The organism is Gemmata sp. (assembly GCF_051859125.1).
Lineage (GTDB): Bacteria > Planctomycetota > Planctomycetia > Gemmatales > Gemmataceae > Gemmata.
The window spans coordinates 1-16704 of record NZ_JBHYGG010000311.1 but is presented as its reverse complement, the minus strand read 5'-3'; the positions used below and the strand labels follow the sequence as shown (position 1 = coordinate 16704).

Annotated in this window: 13 protein-coding genes; 7 read left to right on the top strand and 6 right to left on the bottom strand. The window is 70.3% G+C overall.

The window, feature by feature from the left end:
• Positions 1-146 precede the first annotated feature (146 nt).
• Entirely contained in the window at positions 147-3269 is a 3123-nt protein-coding gene (locus tag ACTIGN_RS33675) for a WD40 repeat domain-containing protein (RefSeq protein ID WP_439632265.1), read from the top strand.
• 144 nt (positions 3270-3413) lie between these two features.
• Here the strand turns inward: ACTIGN_RS33675 and deoC are convergent, their stop codons facing one another.
• A complete protein-coding gene (gene deoC / locus ACTIGN_RS33670) occupies positions 3414-4100 on the bottom strand; it encodes a deoxyribose-phosphate aldolase (RefSeq protein WP_439632263.1) in 687 nt (228 codons plus the stop codon).
• A gap of 142 nt (positions 4101-4242) precedes the next feature.
• On the opposite strand from deoC, the gene ACTIGN_RS33665 reads away from it, so the two are divergent.
• Complete coding sequence (locus ACTIGN_RS33665; RefSeq protein ID WP_439632261.1) at positions 4243-5472, top strand: hypothetical protein; 1230 nt, start codon at positions 4243-4245, stop codon at positions 5470-5472.
• A 68-nt stretch (positions 5473-5540) separates the two neighbouring features.
• Here ACTIGN_RS33665 and ACTIGN_RS33660 read toward each other — a convergent pair whose 3' ends face one another.
• The gene (locus ACTIGN_RS33660) at positions 5541-7595 is read right to left on the bottom strand and encodes a DUF1553 domain-containing protein (protein WP_439632259.1); all 2055 of its coding nucleotides are present in this window, start codon (positions 7593-7595) and stop codon (positions 5541-5543) included.
• Between the two features lie 246 nt (positions 7596-7841).
• Between ACTIGN_RS33660 and ACTIGN_RS33655 the strand changes: the two genes are divergently transcribed.
• From ACTIGN_RS33655 to ACTIGN_RS33645, 3 genes are all read left to right on the top strand, one after another.
• On the top strand, positions 7842-8222 hold the full coding sequence (locus tag ACTIGN_RS33655) for a hypothetical protein (protein WP_439632257.1): 381 nt from the start codon (positions 7842-7844) through the stop codon (positions 8220-8222).
• A 30-nt stretch (positions 8223-8252) separates the two neighbouring features.
• Positions 8253-8579: an HNH endonuclease gene (locus tag ACTIGN_RS33650; RefSeq protein ID WP_439632255.1), complete on the top strand. Its 327-nt coding sequence runs from the start codon at positions 8253-8255 to the stop codon at positions 8577-8579.
• An 81-nt stretch (positions 8580-8660) separates the two neighbouring features.
• Positions 8661-9995 (top strand): cytochrome P450, encoded by a 1335-nt coding sequence (locus ACTIGN_RS33645; protein WP_439632253.1) that lies wholly within the window; start codon positions 8661-8663, stop codon positions 9993-9995.
• A 72-nt stretch (positions 9996-10067) separates the two neighbouring features.
• Here the strand turns inward: ACTIGN_RS33645 and ACTIGN_RS33640 are convergent, their stop codons facing one another.
• The 4 genes from ACTIGN_RS33640 to ACTIGN_RS33625 form a co-directional block, all read right to left on the bottom strand.
• A complete protein-coding gene (locus tag ACTIGN_RS33640) occupies positions 10068-10310 on the bottom strand; it encodes a hypothetical protein (protein WP_439632251.1) in 243 nt (80 codons plus the stop codon).
• A 220-nt stretch (positions 10311-10530) separates the two neighbouring features.
• On the bottom strand, positions 10531-11826 hold the full coding sequence (serS, locus tag ACTIGN_RS33635; RefSeq protein WP_439632249.1) for a serine--tRNA ligase: 1296 nt from the start codon (positions 11824-11826) through the stop codon (positions 10531-10533).
• A gap of 87 nt (positions 11827-11913) precedes the next feature.
• Complete coding sequence (locus ACTIGN_RS33630) at positions 11914-12411, bottom strand: DinB family protein (protein WP_439632247.1); 498 nt, start codon at positions 12409-12411, stop codon at positions 11914-11916.
• 103 nt (positions 12412-12514) lie between these two features.
• Positions 12515-13663 carry a citrate synthase gene (locus tag ACTIGN_RS33625; protein WP_439632245.1) on the bottom strand — a complete coding sequence of 383 codons (1149 nt, stop codon included), beginning with the start codon at positions 13661-13663 and terminating at the stop codon, positions 12515-12517.
• 212 nt (positions 13664-13875) lie between these two features.
• Here ACTIGN_RS33625 and ACTIGN_RS33620 point away from each other — a divergent pair, with 212 nt between their 5' ends.
• Together ACTIGN_RS33620 and ACTIGN_RS33615 are read left to right on the top strand one after the other, a co-directional pair.
• Positions 13876-14793, top strand: a complete 918-nt coding sequence (locus ACTIGN_RS33620) for a DUF1559 family PulG-like putative transporter (RefSeq protein WP_439632243.1) — start codon at positions 13876-13878, stop codon at positions 14791-14793.
• Positions 14794-14851: 58 nt separating this feature from the next.
• On the top strand, positions 14852-16618 hold the full coding sequence (locus ACTIGN_RS33615) for an alkaline phosphatase family protein (protein WP_439632241.1): 1767 nt from the start codon (positions 14852-14854) through the stop codon (positions 16616-16618).
• Positions 16619-16704 lie beyond the last annotated feature (86 nt).

Here is a 16704-nt window from a genome sequence, read left to right as displayed (position 1 = left end):
CACAAGGAGCCGGGCGCACCGGCGGGCGGAAAATCGGCCCGGCCCGCCGGCGCGCCCGGCACCGCCGGGTTGTTACTTTCGCGGCCCCCAATCGTCTGCGTATACTCAGACGTATCGCCGCCTTGTGACCCGCACCGGGAACCGCCATGCTGACCGCCGCCCGCGCGACCGCCGTGCTCGCGCTCGTCCTCGGAGCCGCCGCGCCGCTCGCCCGGGTGCGGGCCGACGGCCCCGACCTCAAGGCGCTCCAGAAGAAGTTCGCGGAGGAGCGGGAGCAGGCGGTGAGGGCCAAGTACCCGGCCGAGAGCCTCGCCCGGGCCGACGACTTCGCGAGGCGCGCCGAGGCCGCCGCGAGGGCCGGCAACGACAAGGTCGCGGCCCGGTACGTCCGCGACGCCCGGTGGCAGCTCCCGTACCTCCCGATCGGCCTGCCGGAGCACGTCACCCGCGTGCTGGGCGAGGCCCGGTTGCGGCACGCGGACCGCGTCAACGCGCTGGCGTACAGCGGCGACGGCACCCGCCTCGCGTCGTGCTCGAAGGACGGCACCGTGAAGGTGTGGGACCTCGCCAACGGCCGCGAGGTCGCGACGTACCGCGGGCACCTCGACCAGCCCGACGACCCGACCCGCGGGGCGGCCGGCGGCGGCACGAACGTCCTCGGCGTCACCGCCGTCGCGTTCCACCCCAAGGACCGCAAACTCGTCGCGTCGGCGTGCGGGAACCAGGTGCACCTCTGGAGCCCGGAGGACGGCAGGGCCGGGAAGACGCTGGTGAACCTCGGGAAGACCGACAAGCCGATCAAGGCGATCGCCTTCAGCCCGGACGCCAAGTCGCTCGCGGTCGGGGCCGACGACGGGGTCCTCCGCGTCTACGAGGTCGAGGGCGGCAAGACGGCGTACACGAGCCCGTCCCGCAACGCCCGCATCGAGACCCTCGCGTACAGCCCGAACGGCAAGATGGTCGTCGTCGGCGACAGCAACACGTTCGCCGCCGTGTACGCGCCCGGCACCCCGAACCCGCTGGCGATGACGGCCCAGGTGGTGAACGCCGGTGAGGTCATGGGGGTCGCGTTCGGGCCGGACAACTCCTCGGTGTTCTCGTGCGGCCGCGACGGGTCGGCCCGCCTGACCGCCGGCCCCAAGCCCGACGGCACCACCGCCGGGAACACCAGCACCAAGCTCCGCGACTACTCGGGCCACACCGGGGCGGTGGCGTGCCTCGCGGTGGTGCCAGACGGGTCGCTGCTCGTGACCGGCGGCGAGGACAGGACCGTCCGCATCTGGGAGGTCACGTCCGGCAAGCAACTGCGGGCGTTCCAGGGGCACCTGGGGAAGGTGTCCGCGGTGGCGGCCCGCGGCGACGGCAAGCAGGTCGCGTCCGCGTCCGAGGACGGTGCGATCCGGGTCTGGGACATGGCGACCGACGACGACCACCGCTCGCTGACCGAGGCCGGCGACTCGCTTTGGGCCGTCGCGTTCAGCCCGAACGGGAAGCGGGTCGCCGCGGCCGGGGCCGACCGGTCGGTCCGCGTCTACGACCCCGAGACGGGCAAGCTCGAAGCGACGCTCGCCGGCGCGAAGTCGCCGATCACCTCGCTCGCCTTTCTGCCCGACTCGAACCGGCTCGTCGCAGCGGGCGGCGATCAGGTCGTCGTGGTGTGGGACGTGGACAAAGAGAAGGTGGTGAGGGAGCTGCCGGGGCACCAGTCCGCGGTCCTGACGGTCGCCGCGTCGGCCGAGGGGAAACTCATCGTCTCCGGGTCGGCCGACAAGTCGGCCCGCGGGTTCGACCCCGAGACCGGGAAGCCGGCGTGGACCTGGACCGGCCGCTCGGCCGTGTGCGCCGTCGCGGTCCGCAAGGGCGGCAAGCAGGTCGCCGCCGGCCTCGCGGACGGCACGGTCGTCGTCCTCGACGTGACCGCCGCGACGCCGAAGGAACTGTTCGCGCAGACCGGGCACGTCGCCGGCGTCGGCTCGCTCGCGTACAGCCCGGACGGGAACCGCGTCGCCACGGTCGGCGGCGACGGCGCGCTGCGGGTGTGGACCGTGGCCGAGAACGGCTCGCTGGTGCCGCTCGTGAAGTTCGACGGGACCGCGAAGCCCGGCGGGGTGCTCTCGCCGCTGACCGGCGTGACCTTCGCGCCGGACGGGCGGTACGTCGCCGCGGTCGGGGCCGACGCGGTCGTTCACGTGTGGGACGTGCAGACCAAGAGCGAGGTCCGCGGGCTCCGCGGGCACACCGACTGGGTCACCGCCGTCGCGTTCAGCCCGGACGGCCGCTACCTCGCGTCGGTCGGCGTCGAGAAGGACAAGGTGCTCCGCATCTTCGAGCTGCCGCCGCTGGAGGTGACCGGCGGGGGCGGGCACGTCCAGGGCGTGAACGCGGTCGCCGTAAGCCCGAACGGCAAGTTCGTCGCCACCGCCGGCACCGACCAGACGATCAAGGTGTGGGACCTGGCGACCGGCAAGGAAGTGGGCACCCTCGTGGGCAACGCCGACACGCCCTACGCGGTCGCGTTCCTCGGCGACGACGGGCTCGTCATGGGCGGGTCGGTCCCGGCCGTGCAGACCGGCCGGATGCACCTCTGGGGCACCAACCCGGGCCGGCTCAACAAGTCGGTCCCGACCGGGGAGGTGTACAACATCGTCGCGCTGAAAGACGGGTCGAAGTTCGCCGCGTGGACCGCCCGCCCGGCCGTCGGCGACGCGGTCAAGAACAACACCTACGAGCTGTACGACGGGAAGGGGAACCCGGTCCCGAACGCGGCCATCTCCGACAAGGGCCGCAACGTGCGCTCGGCGACGTTCACCACCGACCTCGCGTGGGTCGTCTCGGGCGACATCTCCGGCGGCGTCCGCATCTGGGACGTGACCAAGAGGGAGCCGCTCGGCGCGAACTGGCCGCTGTTCGCCAACGCCATCCAGGACCTCGGCGTCACCGGCGACCGCAAGACCCTCGTGGCGGCCGACGAGAAGGGCGAGGTGAAGGTCGCGGACGTGGCGAAGCGCGAGGTGCTGGCGACGATTCCACCGCAGAAGGGCGGCGTGCGGACGCTAGTGGTGTCGCCGACGGGCACGACGTTCGTGACCGTGTCGAACGAGCACGAGGTGCGGGCGTGGTCGCTGGCCCCGGGCGACCTCAAGCAGCCGAAGGCGGTGCGGACGTGGGCGCTGCCCGTCGGCGTCAACGGCCTCGCGTTCACGCCGGACGGCAAGCAGGTCGTCACCGCAAACGCCGACGGCACCGCCTACGTGCTCGAATTGCCGTGAGAAATGAGGGCGAGCCGGGAGCGTGAGCGCCCGGGGGCCTTCACCGTGTTTTGTAGCCGGCCTCTGCGAGGCCGGGCCTGGGCGACTCCCGGAGGCCCGGCCTCACAGAGGCCGGCTACAGTTAGCAATGAGTCGGCTCCGGTCTCACCCGCCGAGCTTGGCCTTGGCCTCGTCGAGGATGACCTTGGTGGCGGTCGCCCCGACGCGGCTCACGCCGATCGCCCGCACCTCCAGCAGCTTCTCGAACGTCCGCACGCCGCCGGCGGCTTTGACCTGCACCCACGAAGGGCTGCACTCCCGCATCAGCTTCAGGTCCTCGATCGTCGCGCCGGTTTCGGCGTAGCCCGTGCTCGTCTTCACCCAGTCGGCCCGCACCTCGCCGCAGATGCGGCACAGCTCCCGCTTGTGCTCCTCCTTGAGGAAGGCGTTCTCGAAGATCACCTTCACCTTCGCGACCGCCTTGTGGGCGGTCTCGACCACAGCGCGGATGTCGTTGGCCACGTAGTTCCACTCGCCGGAGAGCACCTTGCCGATGTTGACGACCATGTCGAGTTCGGTCGCGCCGTCGGCGAGGGCGAGTTCGCTCTCCAGCACCTTGACGGCCGTGTGGTTGCCGCCGTGCGGGAACCCGATGACCGTGCTCGCCTCGACGGTCGTGCCGGCCAGGAGCTTCGCCGCCCGCTTCACCGCGTAGGGCTTGATGCACACCGACGCGACGTTGTACTCGGCGGCCAGCGCCAGCCCGCGGTCGAGGTCCGCGTCGGTGAGCTGCGGCTGGAGCAGCGAGTGGTCGAACATCTTGGCCAGGTCGGCGAGTGTCGGAGCGGGCATGAGAAGCCTCGGGTCGGGCGGACGGGACTGGTGGGGACGTTGTAGCGCGCGGGGGGCACCCGGACAGACCTTGACCCATTTCCCGCAGATGTTATGCGCGTCCCAAACCCGGACCGGTGCGCCCGCACTCACGGAGACCGTCATGCGCCCCGCCCTCCTCGCCGGGCTGGTTTCGCTCGTCGCCCCTACGCTCGCCGCCGCGCAGGCGCCGGCCGGGCCGTACCTCGCGACGGTGGCCGACGCCGGGACCAAGCTCCGGGCCGGGCCGAGCGACAAGTTCCCCGAGACGGCGACGCTCCCGAAGGGGTTCCCAGTCGTCGTGGACCACGACGAGGACGGCTGGCTCGCCGTGCAGGACGCGCCGGGGCGGATGAACTCCGTGAGCTGGGTGCAGACGCAGTTCATCAACTTCGAGAAGAACGCCCCGCTCCCGCAACTCGTCGAGGTGGACGAGGCCGGCACCACGCTCCGGGCCGGGCAGATCGGCCTGGCGCAGCCGCTGCCGGTGCAAAAAGCAAGGGTGCCCGGCGGCACGATCCTCACGGTGATCGGCAAGGGCATCGAGTTCGAGGGGAAGACGTGGTACCCGGTGGTGCCGCCGCCCGGCGACTTCCGGTACCTCCCGAAACAAGCCGTGAGTTACGATAAGCCCGCGGCCGCGGCGTTCACCGTCCGCGACTCGGTCCCCGAAAAGAGCCTGCCGCCCGTTGTCGCGGCCGGCGCAACGGGAGCGTCTCCCACCGGCGGGACGGGCACGAGCGTGCTGTCGCCGCCGTCCGGTGGCGGGGCGCAGGGGACGCCCGCCGGCCGCTCGGTGCAGAACCCGCTGTGGGCGCAGGCCGAGGCCGCCGAGCGCGACGGCCGGCTCGACGACGCCGAGAAGATCTACTTCCAGCTCGCCCGCACGATGAACGAGCCGGGCGGCGACCACGACACCGCCAACCTGTGCTACACCCGCATCCACGCGATCCGCGAGCGGAAGCGGACCGGCGGGCCGTACCCGAGCGCGGTCCCGCCGGCGTCGCCGCCGACCCCGAGCAACTCGCCGGTCCGCCCGACGTCGCTCCCGCCCGAGCGCCCGGCCCCGGTAACGGGCGTGCCGCCGGCCCCCGCCGCGGCCGAGCCCAGGGACGAGCGGGGGAAGTGGACCGGCCCCGGCCGGCTCGTGCGGTCGGCCCTGGCGATCGACGGCCGCCGCACCTACGCGCTGGAGACGAGCCCCGGGGTGGTGTCGGTCTACATCGTGGCGGGGCAGGGCGTGGACCTGGAGCGGTTCGCGAACAAGAAGGTGGACGTGTACGGCGCGAGCGCGACGCGGCGGGACCTGTCGAAACCGTTCGTGGTGGCGACCGCGGCCGAAGCGGCGCAGTGACCCGCCCGGGACAAACGAAAGAGCCCACCCGGTCCCGGGTGGGCTCTCGTGCGTTCCGGGTCAACCGGTTAGTGGTTGAGCATGAACTCGCTGCTGTTCAGGAGCGCCCAGAACACGTCCTGGTAGAACGTGACGTCGTCGTTGCTGCTGGCCCCGGGGACGACGGCCTTGGTGCCGCCCTTCGGCGGAACCTTCGGGTTCGGCCCCTTGCCCGTGGTCGGGGCGGGCGTGCCCCCGCCCATGTCGATGACCGCCTTGCCGAGCCGGACCTCTTCGAGCTTGGCGAGCTCCTGGGGGGTCACGTGGCGGGTGAGGGTCATGAGGAACAGCTCGTCGTAGACCGCACGGGGGTTGGTCCCCTTCTTCTTCATGATGTCCTCGACGACGCCGCCGCTGCCCTTCTTGCCGGCCCCGACCTCGGCGTTGATCTCGCGGCCGTTCATCATCAGCAGCGCCTGGACGACGGTGCCGTTGAACGTGACCTCGTTCCCCTCGTCGTCGCCGAAGTTCTGGGTGAGGCGGCCGGTCCACTGGCTCTTGAGCCGGGCGTACTCCTTCTCGTCGCGCCGGGTCTCGGCCCGGGTGGCGACCGCGAGGGAGTCGAACAGCACCTCGGGCGACATGGCCTTGAGCTGCATCCGGGCGAAGAACGGGTCGAACTTCTGGTCGGCGTGGCCCGGGCTGGCGACGTGGCTGAGGCTGTACACGTCGCTGGAGCAGATCCACTCCAGGAGCTTCTTCGGGTCGTAGTTGTACTTCGAGAACTCGGCGGCGAGGTACTCGAGCAGCTCGGGGTGGACGACCTCGTTGTTGCTGTTGAAGTCGTCGACCGACGGCTCCTTGTTGAGCCCGCGGCCGAACAGGTGGCCCCACATCCGGTTCACGAACGCCTTCGAGAAGTTGTCGTGCTCGCTGATCCACACGCCCAGCACCTGGCGGCGGGTCATCTTGCCGAGCTTGGACGGGATCTCGCCCGACGCGAGCTGCTTGCTCGAGAACTTCTCGCCGGCGGCGAACTGGACCATGTCGCGGAGCATGGCGGGCGCGGTGGCCGACTTCTGGCCGTCGCGGCGCTCGAACCGGACCATCCCCTTGCCCAGGCCGGTGTCGTTGAGCCCCTGCATGTTCCACGCGGGCTCGTCGGTGACTTCGAGCTGCGGGACCGCGGCGACCTCACCGGTCTGGTTGTTCCGCATCACCGGCACGTTGGTGTTACCGCTGCGGTTGGTCTGGCGGAAGAACCCGTTGATGCCCCAGAAGTCGGACTGCACGTACTCCTTGTTGAACGGGTGGTTGTGGCACTGCACGCACTGGGTCTTGACGCCGAGGAACAGGCGGGTGACCCGCGAGGTGACGGGGACGGCGTCGAACCGGCCGTCCTTGCCCACGTCCTCGCGCTCGCCCTTTCGGGCGGCGTCGGCGTCGACGAGCGGGTCGCCGAGGTGCCGCAGCACGAACACGACGGCGTTGTTGGTGCCGGTCCGGCCGCTGGCGCCGATGATCCTCTGAACCAGGACGTTCCAGGGGGTGCCGTCCGGGAACTCGCGGTTGCCGCCGAACTGGTCGGTGAGCCACACGCGGAACTGATCGCGGTACTGCGGGTGGGTGTTGCTGCGGGACAGCATCCAGTTGGTCCACAGTTCGGCGAAGTTCGCGGCGTAGGCGTCGCGGTAGTCCAGGCCGCCCTTGGGCATCTTCAGCCCGTTAATCGCGGTCACCGGCTTGCCGGTCGGGTCCTTCGGGGAGTACGCGGTGTCGTTGAGCAGCCGGTGGACGAGCTTGGCCCGCTTGTTGCCGGCCTTGTCCATCTCGAAGTCGTAGACCTCCTCCGGCGTCGGGATGCGGCCGATCAGGTCGATGAACGCCCGCCGCATGAACTCGAGGTCGGTGGACTTGCCGGCCGCCTTCTTGACCCCCGAGTCCGCCCACCCCTTGGCGATCAGTTCGTTGATCTTCTGGACCTGGGGCGAGCCGCCGCCGGCCGCCGGTGCGGGCTGCGCCTTGGCGGTGTCGTTGGGCGCGGTCGGGGCGTCCTTGTCCTTGGTGGCCTGGGCGGCGGCGGGGCTCGATGAGCCCCACAGCAGGCCTGCCGCGAGTGCGGCGGTGAGGGGTAGACGAATCATCCGGTCTTCTCCCGTTGCTGGTAGGCCCCGAGGGGGAGGGGCTGGGACGGCGTGCCTGTCGCTGGCTTGGGGGTGTTGGGTGTAGTCTAAACCGCCGCCGCCGAAGCCGTCTACAATTTTCCCGGCGGGGCAGTCGCGGACTCTCCCAACCTCTGAGACGCACGGGGACCGCAGCGCGTTCCCAAACTCACGGACTTCACTCCCTCAACCCCCGGAACCGTGAACGGTTCCGCCCCAGGAGAGCGGATGCACGGCTTCAACTTGAGGCGGGTCGCGGAATACATCCGCCGGGCCGAAAACGAGGAACTCCTTGACCGGGTCACCGTTTACCGCGAGGGGATGGAGCCCGCGGCGCTCGACCTGATGGAGGGGGAACTCGACCGCCGCGGGGTCGGCCGCGACGAGATCGCCCGCCACGGGGAAGAGCGCTGGGCCGAGGCGATCCGCCTGCCGGACGGAACCGCACTGCGGTGCAGCTTTTGCAGCCGGCCGGCCGTCGCCCGGAACCGCGGTTGGCACCGGGTGTTCGGCGTGCTCCCGGTGTTCCCGCGACTGTTCGCGGCCTGCGGCGTTCACACATCCGGATCGGCTGGCGGCGCGAACCCGCCGCCGGATCCGGGGTCTTGAGGGCGGCCCCACCGACCCCGGAGTTCGCCCGTGTCACGGACCAAGCAGGACGTTCGCCGCCGCTTTCGGTCGGCCGTCTTTTCGCGCGACGGGTACTCGTGTCGAGTGTGCGGGTTCGCCTCCACGCCGGATCGGGCCGAAGCGGATCTGGATGCCCACCACATCACCGACCGCCACGAGATGCCCAGTGGCGGGTACGTCGCCGAGAACGGCATCGCGCTCTGTGCGGCGTGCCACCTCAACGCGGAAGCCCACCACCGCGGCGAGCCGGTGCCGCCCGGGTTCGCGCCGGCGGAACTGTACGCGCTGATCGGTTCGAGCGAGCGCGCCGCCCGTGAGGCGGCTGGGGCGGGCTGACGCCAGCGCCACTCGCCGTTCCCTCGCACCCACCGGCGACTATGATAGCACCGCCCAGTTCGCCCCGGGGAGTGGAGTGCCATGCCGTCCGACGCCCTGCCGCCGGGTCCGAAGGGAACGCTCATCGCGGGGAACCTCCGCGAGTTCGCACGCGACCGCCTCGACTTCTACGTCCGGCTGGCCCGCGAGTACGGCGACCTCGCGAGCTTCCGGTTCGGCCCGTTCCGCCGCGTGTTCCTGGCGAACCACCCGGACCTGATCGAGCAGGTGCTGGTCACCGACGCGAAGCACTACATCAAGCACTTCGGCGCGCGGAACTACATGCCCGTGCTCGGCAACGGGCTGGTGACCAGCGAGGGCGACTTCTGGCTCCGCCAGCGGCGGCTCTCGCAGCCGGCGTTCCTGAAGCAGCGGGTGCTGGCCTACGCGCCGGTGATGGCGGACCTCACCCGCGACATGCTCGCCCGGTGGCGCTCCGGGATGGCGGTCAGCGTCCACACCGAGTTCGGCCGGCTGACGAGCGCGATCGCCCTGAAGACGCTGTTCGGCCTCGACGACCCCGGGGACCGCGCCGCGTTCGTCGAGCGGCTCCGCACCGCGTTCGACCTGCTCACCGCCCGGTTCGCGAAGCTCGTGAACCTTCCCCTGTGGGTGCCGACGCCGCACAACGTCCGCATCCGGCGGGCGGTCGCTCACCTCCGCACGGTCGTGGACGGGTTCATCGCGACGGCCCGCGCCCGCAAGTCCGGGGACGACCTCCTGTCGCGGCTCGTGGCGGCGCAGGACGACGACGGCTCGCGGATGACGGAGGCCCAGATCCGCGACGAGGCGATGACGCTGTACCTCGCGGGCCACGAGACGACCGCCCTGACGCTGTCGTGGAGCTGGTTCCTGCTCGCGACGCACCCGGAGGCGGAGCGGAAGCTCGTCGAGGAGTGGGCGCGGGTGCTGGGCGGGCGGTCCCCGACCACCGACGACCTGCCCCACCTGCCGTACACCGACGCGGTGCTGACGGAGTCGATGCGGGTGTACCCCGCGGTGTACCTGATCGGCCGCGAGGCGACGAAGGACCTGGAACTCGGCGGCTACCGGGTGCGGAAGGGGTACACGGTGTTCATGAGCCAGTGGGTGACGCACCGCGACCCGCGGTACTTCGGGCCGGACCCCGACGCGTTCCGGCCCGAGCGGTGGCTCGACGGGCTGGCGAAGCGGCTCCCGAGGTACGCCTACTTCCCGTTCGGCGGCGGCCCGCGGGTCTGTATTGGGAACACGTTCGCGCTGATGGAGGCCGCGATCATCCTGGCGACCGTCGGCCAGCGGTACCGGTTCACGGTGGACCCGGGCGAGGTCGGCACCAACCCGCAGATCACGCTGCTGCCGGCGAACGGCATCCCGGCGACGCTCCAGGAGCGGTGACGCCGACGCACGGGAAACGAACGCGGGGGGCAGAAGCCCCCCGATCGCCCGTCGTCGCGTCTCCGATCCGGCTCACTTCACCAGCGTCTTGACCTGTTCCTCGGTCAACTGGGTGAAGGGCAGGCCGAGTTGCACGCTGGCCCAGCTCTGGATGGCCGGGGTGTACGGGAACTTGCCGGCCTTGATCAGCCCGGCCATCCGCTCGTCGCGGTTGGCGCGCTCCTTGCGCTTCAGGTGCCCGTTCTTGGTGCGGGAGATCGCGTGGTTGTCGCGGATCCGGTCGTACCGGACGCGGGTGGACATGCGCTTCGCCATCGAATCAGCTCCAAATCGTCGAGAACACTCAAGACTAATCAGAATACGGGCCGCGGGGGCGGGTGGAAAGGCCGCCCGTCACTTCTCGGTGCTCCTTTGACTTTAGGAGCGGTGCTGGAGTGGGGTGACTTATCGGGTGCAGCGTCGTGCGTGCCCCCCACCCGCAGCGCGGCGCGATCACCCACCCACCGGGCGCGCTGCCTGATTCCACGACCGCCGCCTACTTCTTCCGCGGGGTGATGACGTCCTTGCCCACGAGCGGCCGGAGCACCTCGGGGATCACGACCGAGCCGTCGGCCTGCTGGCCGTTTTCGAGGATCGCGACCAGCGCCCGGGTGCAAGCGACCGCGGTGCCGTTGAGCGTGTGGACGAACTTCGTGCCCTTGAACCCCTTGCCCTTGTACCGCACCTTCAGGCGGCGGGCCTGGTAGTCGGTGCAGTTCGAGGTGCTGGTGATCTCGCCGTAGTCGCCGCCGGTGCCGCGGCCGGGCATCCACGCTTCGAGGTCGTACTTGCGGTACGCCGGGCCGCCGAGGTCGCCGGTGCAGGTGTCGATGACGTGGAACGCGAGCCCGAGGCCGTTGAAGATCTCTTCCTCGATCTGGCGGATTTCCTGGTGCACCGCCTCGCTCTGCTCGGGGGTGCAGAACACGAACATCTCGACCTTCGTGAACTGGTGGACCCGGTACAGCCCGCGGGTGTCGCGGCCGGCGGCCCCGGCCTCGGTGCGGAAGCAGTGCGACAGCCCGACGTACCGCAAGGGGAGCTGCGCTTCCTCAAAAATCTGGTCGCGGTGCATGCCGCCGAGGGTGATCTCGGCCGTGGCGATCAGGCACAGGTCGGTGTCGGCGACCTTGTACACCTGCCGCGTCTCGGGGTTCGGGTCGCGGGGCTGGAACCCGATCCCTTCGAGCACTTCCACGCGCGCAAGGTCGGGGGTGATGACCGGCGTGTACCCGTGCTTCAGCACCGTCTGCATCGCGTACTGGACGAGCGCCATCTCAAGCAGCGCGGCCTCGTTCTTCAGGTAGTAGAACTTCTGGCCGGCGACCTTGGTGCCGGCCTCGAAGTCGGCGAGGTCGAGCGCCTCGCACAGCGCGACGTGGTCCTTCGGCTTGAAGTCGAAGGTCCGCTTCTGGCCGAACTGGGCGACGACCGTGTTCGCGGCCGCGTCGCTCCCGACCGGCGCGTCGGGGTGGGTGACGTTCGGGATCTGCATCAGGTTGACGAGCAGGTCGTCGCCGAGGATCTTCAACTCGGCGTCGAGGATGCTAATTTCCTTGTCCAGTTCCGCGGCCTGCGCCTTCAGCGCGACCCGCTCCTCGGGGGTCGCCTTGGCGAACTGCCCGCTGATCGCGTTCTTCTTGGCCGCCGTGTCGCCGCGCTTCTTCTCCCACTCCTTCCGTTGAGCGTCGAAGGCAACAACGCGGTCCACGGGGAACTCGGGGACGCCGCGGTTCCGGCAGTTGGCCTTCACGGCCTCGGCGTTGTCGCGGATGAAGTCGGCGTCGAGCATGTCACGTTCCCGTTGGCGCGGTGGGGCCCCGTTGGCGACCGGGGCTGTTGTTGTCGGGTGTAACGACCCCGGGCGGCCGCGCGGGGTTCACCAGACGGGCTTGTGGCCGAGCATCCGGCGGATCATCGCGATCTGGCCGCAGTGGAGCATCTCGTGGAGCGGCGCGTACCGCAGGGAGGCGATGCGCGTCGCGTAGAGCGGGTGCGGGATCAGCGGCTCGCGGTCGAGGTCGGCGTCGGGGTACGCGGGCAGCTCATCCATCACGCGGGCGTGGACGCGGTCGTACACTTCGCGGATCTCGGCGGCCGGCGGGTAGTCGGACCGCGGACCGGGGACGGAGCCCCGCGCGAACAACTTCAGGAACTCATCCGAGACGAGCGCCGCGTCGGCCGGGGTGCGGGGCCGGAGCCGCTCCAGGCACAGGCGGTACTCGGCCATCGCGATGTGGCCGACCTGCCAGGCGACGTGCGACACGCCGCCGGGCGGGACCGTGAACCAGTCGGCCTGCGGAACGGTGTCGACCCGGGCCGCGGTGTACTTCCGGGCCGTGTCGAGCTGTTCGAGCGCGTCGGAGATCCGTGACATCGTTCGTAACCCCGGGTCGGAAGGGAAGAGGGCCACCCGGGAAGGAACACCGTCAGCGGACGCATTCCTTTCGGGCCCGCGGCTCGAATTCCCATCCCCTACGTCACGGCCGCTGGTCGAGCGGGACGTACCTCTGGTCGTTCTTCCCGGTGAAGACCTGCTCGGGCCGGAAGATGCGGTTGCCGACGAGCTGCTCGGTCCAGTGGGCGAGCCACCCGGCGACGCGGGCGATGGCGAAGATCGGCGTGAACACGTCGGTCGGGATGCCGATGGCCGAGTACACGACGCCCGAGTAGAAGTCCACGTTCGGGTAGATCCCCTTCGGCCCGTAGATCCCGGCGCACACCCGTTCGAGCTCCAGCGCCGTCTCGTACGACTTCGGCCGGCTCGACTCGGCGAACATGTGCTCGGCGATCTCCTGGAGCACGGTCGCGCGGGCGTCCTTTACCTTGTACACGCGGTGCCCGATCCCCATCACCTTGTACTTGGGGTTGGCCGCGAGCTTGGCGTCGAGCCACGGCTTCACCTTCTCCGGCCCGCCGATCTCCTCGAACTGCCGCAGCGCCTCCTCGTTCGCGCCGCCGTGGAGCGGGCCGGACAGCGAGCCGATGGCCGAGGCCATGGTCTGGTACGGGTTGGCAAGGGTGGAGCCGGTGACGCGGGCGGTGAAGGTGCTGGCGTTCATCGTGTGCTCGGCGTGCAGGATGAGGCACGCGTCGAGCACCTTGCGGATCGCCGGGGTCGGCTCCTTGCCGAACAGGAGGTAGTAGAAGTTGCCGGCGTGGTCGAGGTCGGGCCGCGGGTCGAGGATCTCGTCGCCCCGGCGGGTCCGGGCGAACGCCGCGACGAGCGTCGGCAGCGCGGCGATCAGGCGGACGGTGGCGTCCCAGTTCTTCGCGGGGTCGGTGACCGTGTTGCACGGGTAGAACATGCCGAGGGACGCGACGGTGGCGTGCAGGGCGTCCATCGGGTGCCCGTCGCCGGGCATGTTGCGGATGATGTCCTTGAGCCGGAAGTGGATCGACCGCCGCTGCCGCAACTCGCGGTCGAAGTCCGCGAGTTCCTTCTGCGTCGGGAGCGCGCCCTTGATGAGCAGCCACGACACTTCTTCGAAACTGCTCTCCTTGGCCAGCACCTCGACCGGGATGCCGCGGTACTCCAGCACCGCCTTCTTCCCGTCGAGGAAGCTCACCGCGGACTTGGCGGCCGGAACGTCTTCGAGGCCCGGTTTGTAATCGGCGTCGGTACTCATGGTCGGACGGCTCCGGCAGCGTTCGGGGCGGGGTTACGGGAAATGTATGGGCCGGGCGAGCGGTGGGGGAGTGCCGGCGTCGCCTTTACCGGCCACAACCCGCGTCCGAGTGATTGTGTTTGACGCGGCACCGGAACGGGGTGAAACTGGAGGTCTGACGCGGGTGATACCGTCCCGGCCCCGCACCTCACTTCTCCCCCCGGACTGCCGTCATGCCCCACCACTCGCGGCGGAACCACGGGTTCACGCTCATCGAACTGCTCGTCGTGATCGCCATCATCGCGATCCTCATCGGCCTGTTACTCCCCGCGGTCCAAAAGGTCCGCGAGGCGGCCTCGCGGATGAAGTGCGGGAATAACCTGAAGCAGATCGCGTTGGGGCTGCACGGGTACCACGACGTCCGGATGCGGCTACCGGTCGGGTACTCGGCGGGCGGCAACAACGCCGAGCTCCCGCCGGGCGAACCGCAACAGGCCTGGCACGTCGTGGTCCTCCCGCACATTGAACAGGGGACCAACCCGGCGCTTACCGGCGGCGCCGCGTCGCCCGTCGCGATCTACCTGTGCCCGAGCCGGCGGACGACCTCCGTGGGCGCGTACACCGATTACACCAGCGTCCACTCCGCGGCGTGGGACCAGAACCACCGCGGGCCGAACCAGGGCTCCGCGGCCGGCGTGGACCAGTGGTGGACGATCATGGGCGGGTGGTGCAACCAGCCCGCGAAGCTCAAGTGGGCGCCCGCGTTCACACTGTCCCAGATCAGCGGGGCGAACGGCACCGCGAACACCGGGATGGTCGCGCACCGCGGGGTCAAGCCGAAGGACTACAACGGCGGGGGGCGGAACGATTACCCGTTCGACGCCGTGACCGGCGGCGACGGCGGCGCGCAGGCGTGGTGGACCAATCGCGCCTGGGTCGGCATCCAGGCCGACTCCGACACCTCGACGTTCAACACGGTCGCCAGCGGCCTGACGCTCGACTCGCAGTGGACGCAGGGGAGCTCCCACACCGGTGTCGCCCCGACCGCGTGCGCCGACGGCTCGGTGCGGAACATCCGGTTCGGCGTGGACATGGACGCGTTCTGCGGGTTCTGGAACGCCAACAGCGGGGTCGTCGCGAACATCGAGTGACGCCCGCCGGCCCGCCCGGCCCGTACAACAACCGCCCCGACGCACACGAGGAGCGGTCATGTCACGCGGCAGTGTCGTTCTGTTCGCCTTCATGGGCCTCACGGCGGTGGTCGCGGCCCGGTACGTCACCAGGCACCTTCAGCCCGTCGTCGCGGTACTCGACCAGGAGCAGCCGGTCGATCCCGCGACCGGCAGGCCCGTCGGGAAGCTCGTCGTCCTCGTCGTGTTCGACCAGATGCGGGGCGACTACCTCGCGAAGTGGGCCGAGCACTTCGGCCCGGACGGGTTCGAGCGGCTCAAGAAAGAGGGCGTCTGGTACTCCGACGTTCACATCCCCTACGCCTGCACCTCGACCGGGCCGGGGCACGCCTCGCTCCTGTCGGGCGCGCCGCCGTCGGTGAACGGGATCATCGAGAACGACTGGTGGGACCGCAAAGCGGCGAAGCGGGTCTACTGCTGCCAGCCGACGCGCCCGTTCGACCTCGTGCCGCCGCTGCCCGCCGACGCCGGAGGGGCGGCCCGCGGGGCCGACACCGGTTTCAGCCCCGAGCGCCTCCTCGTCGAGACCGTCGGCGACAAACTCAAGGCTACCGACGGGGGGAAGGGCCGGGTGGTTTCGCTCTCGATCAAGGACCGCACGGCGGTGCTGATGGGCGGGTTGAAGCCCGACGCCGCGTACTGCTTCGACGTCCGCGACGGGCTGTTCCACACCGGAACGTACTACCGCGACCAGCCGCACGCCTGGGTCGCCGAGTTCAACGCCCCGAAGCCCGCCGAGAAGTGGTTCGACGCGACGTGGGACCGCGTGCGGCCCGACCTCGACTACGCGAAAGTGACCGGCAACCCGGACGACGCGCCGGGCGAGGGCACCGGCGTCAACAAGCAGGGCCGCGTGTTCCCGCACCGGTACAAGGGGGCGCTCACCAAGCCCGAACCTCCCTACTTCGGGGCCGTCGAGTGCTCCCCGGCCGGGAACGAACTGCTCCTGGAGTTCGCGAAGAAGGCGGTCGCGGCCGAGAAACTGGGGCAGGGCGACGCCCGCGACCTGCTGTGCCTGAGCTTCTCGTCGAACGACATCATCGGCCACGCCTTCGGCCCGGACTCCTGGGAGGTGTTCGACGCCACGCTCCGCACCGACAAGCTCGTCGCGGACCTGCTCGCGTTCCTCGACGCAACCGTCGGCAAGGGGAAGTACACGCTCGTGCTGTCGGCCGACCACGGCGTCAGCCCCGTCCCCGAGCAGAAGAAGTTCGACACGGCCCGGCGGGTTCGCGTGACCGACGTGTACGAGGGGCTCGACGCCACCCTCGCGGCCGCTTACGAGAAGCAACCCGGCGGCCCGACGCGGTGGTTCGAGACGACCGACCCGCGGGACATGGACCGCATCTGGCCGTGGGTGTACCTGAACCACACGGCGATCGCCGCCCGCGGGCTTCAGCCCGCGGACGTGGCGGCGACGGCGCGCGACTGGCTCGCGAAGCAGGGGTACATCGAGACCGCGTTCACCAGCAAGCAACTGGAGGCGGAGACGTTCCCGGACGGTAGCTTCGGGGCGAAAGCGAAGTTGGCGTTCCGGGCCGACCGCTGCGGGGACGTGATCGCGGTCCCGCGGCCCGGCGTCCAGATCACGACCTACGCCGTGGGCACCAACCACGGCAGCCCGCAGCCCTACGACACGCACGTCCCCGTGATGGCGTTCGGGGCCGGGGTGCCGCCGCTCGGGAAGCAGACCGAGCGGAAGTCGTCGCTGATCGTCGCGCCGATGCTGGCGAAGGGGCTCGGCATCGACCCGCCCGCGAAGGCGGTCGAGAAGGCCCCGTATTGAGGTGGGGCGACTGGGTTGTTCCCCTTGGCCTCACGCGGGCCGCCACGGAGGGCGGCCCCTACAAACCAAAGGCAAATCTCTGGTAG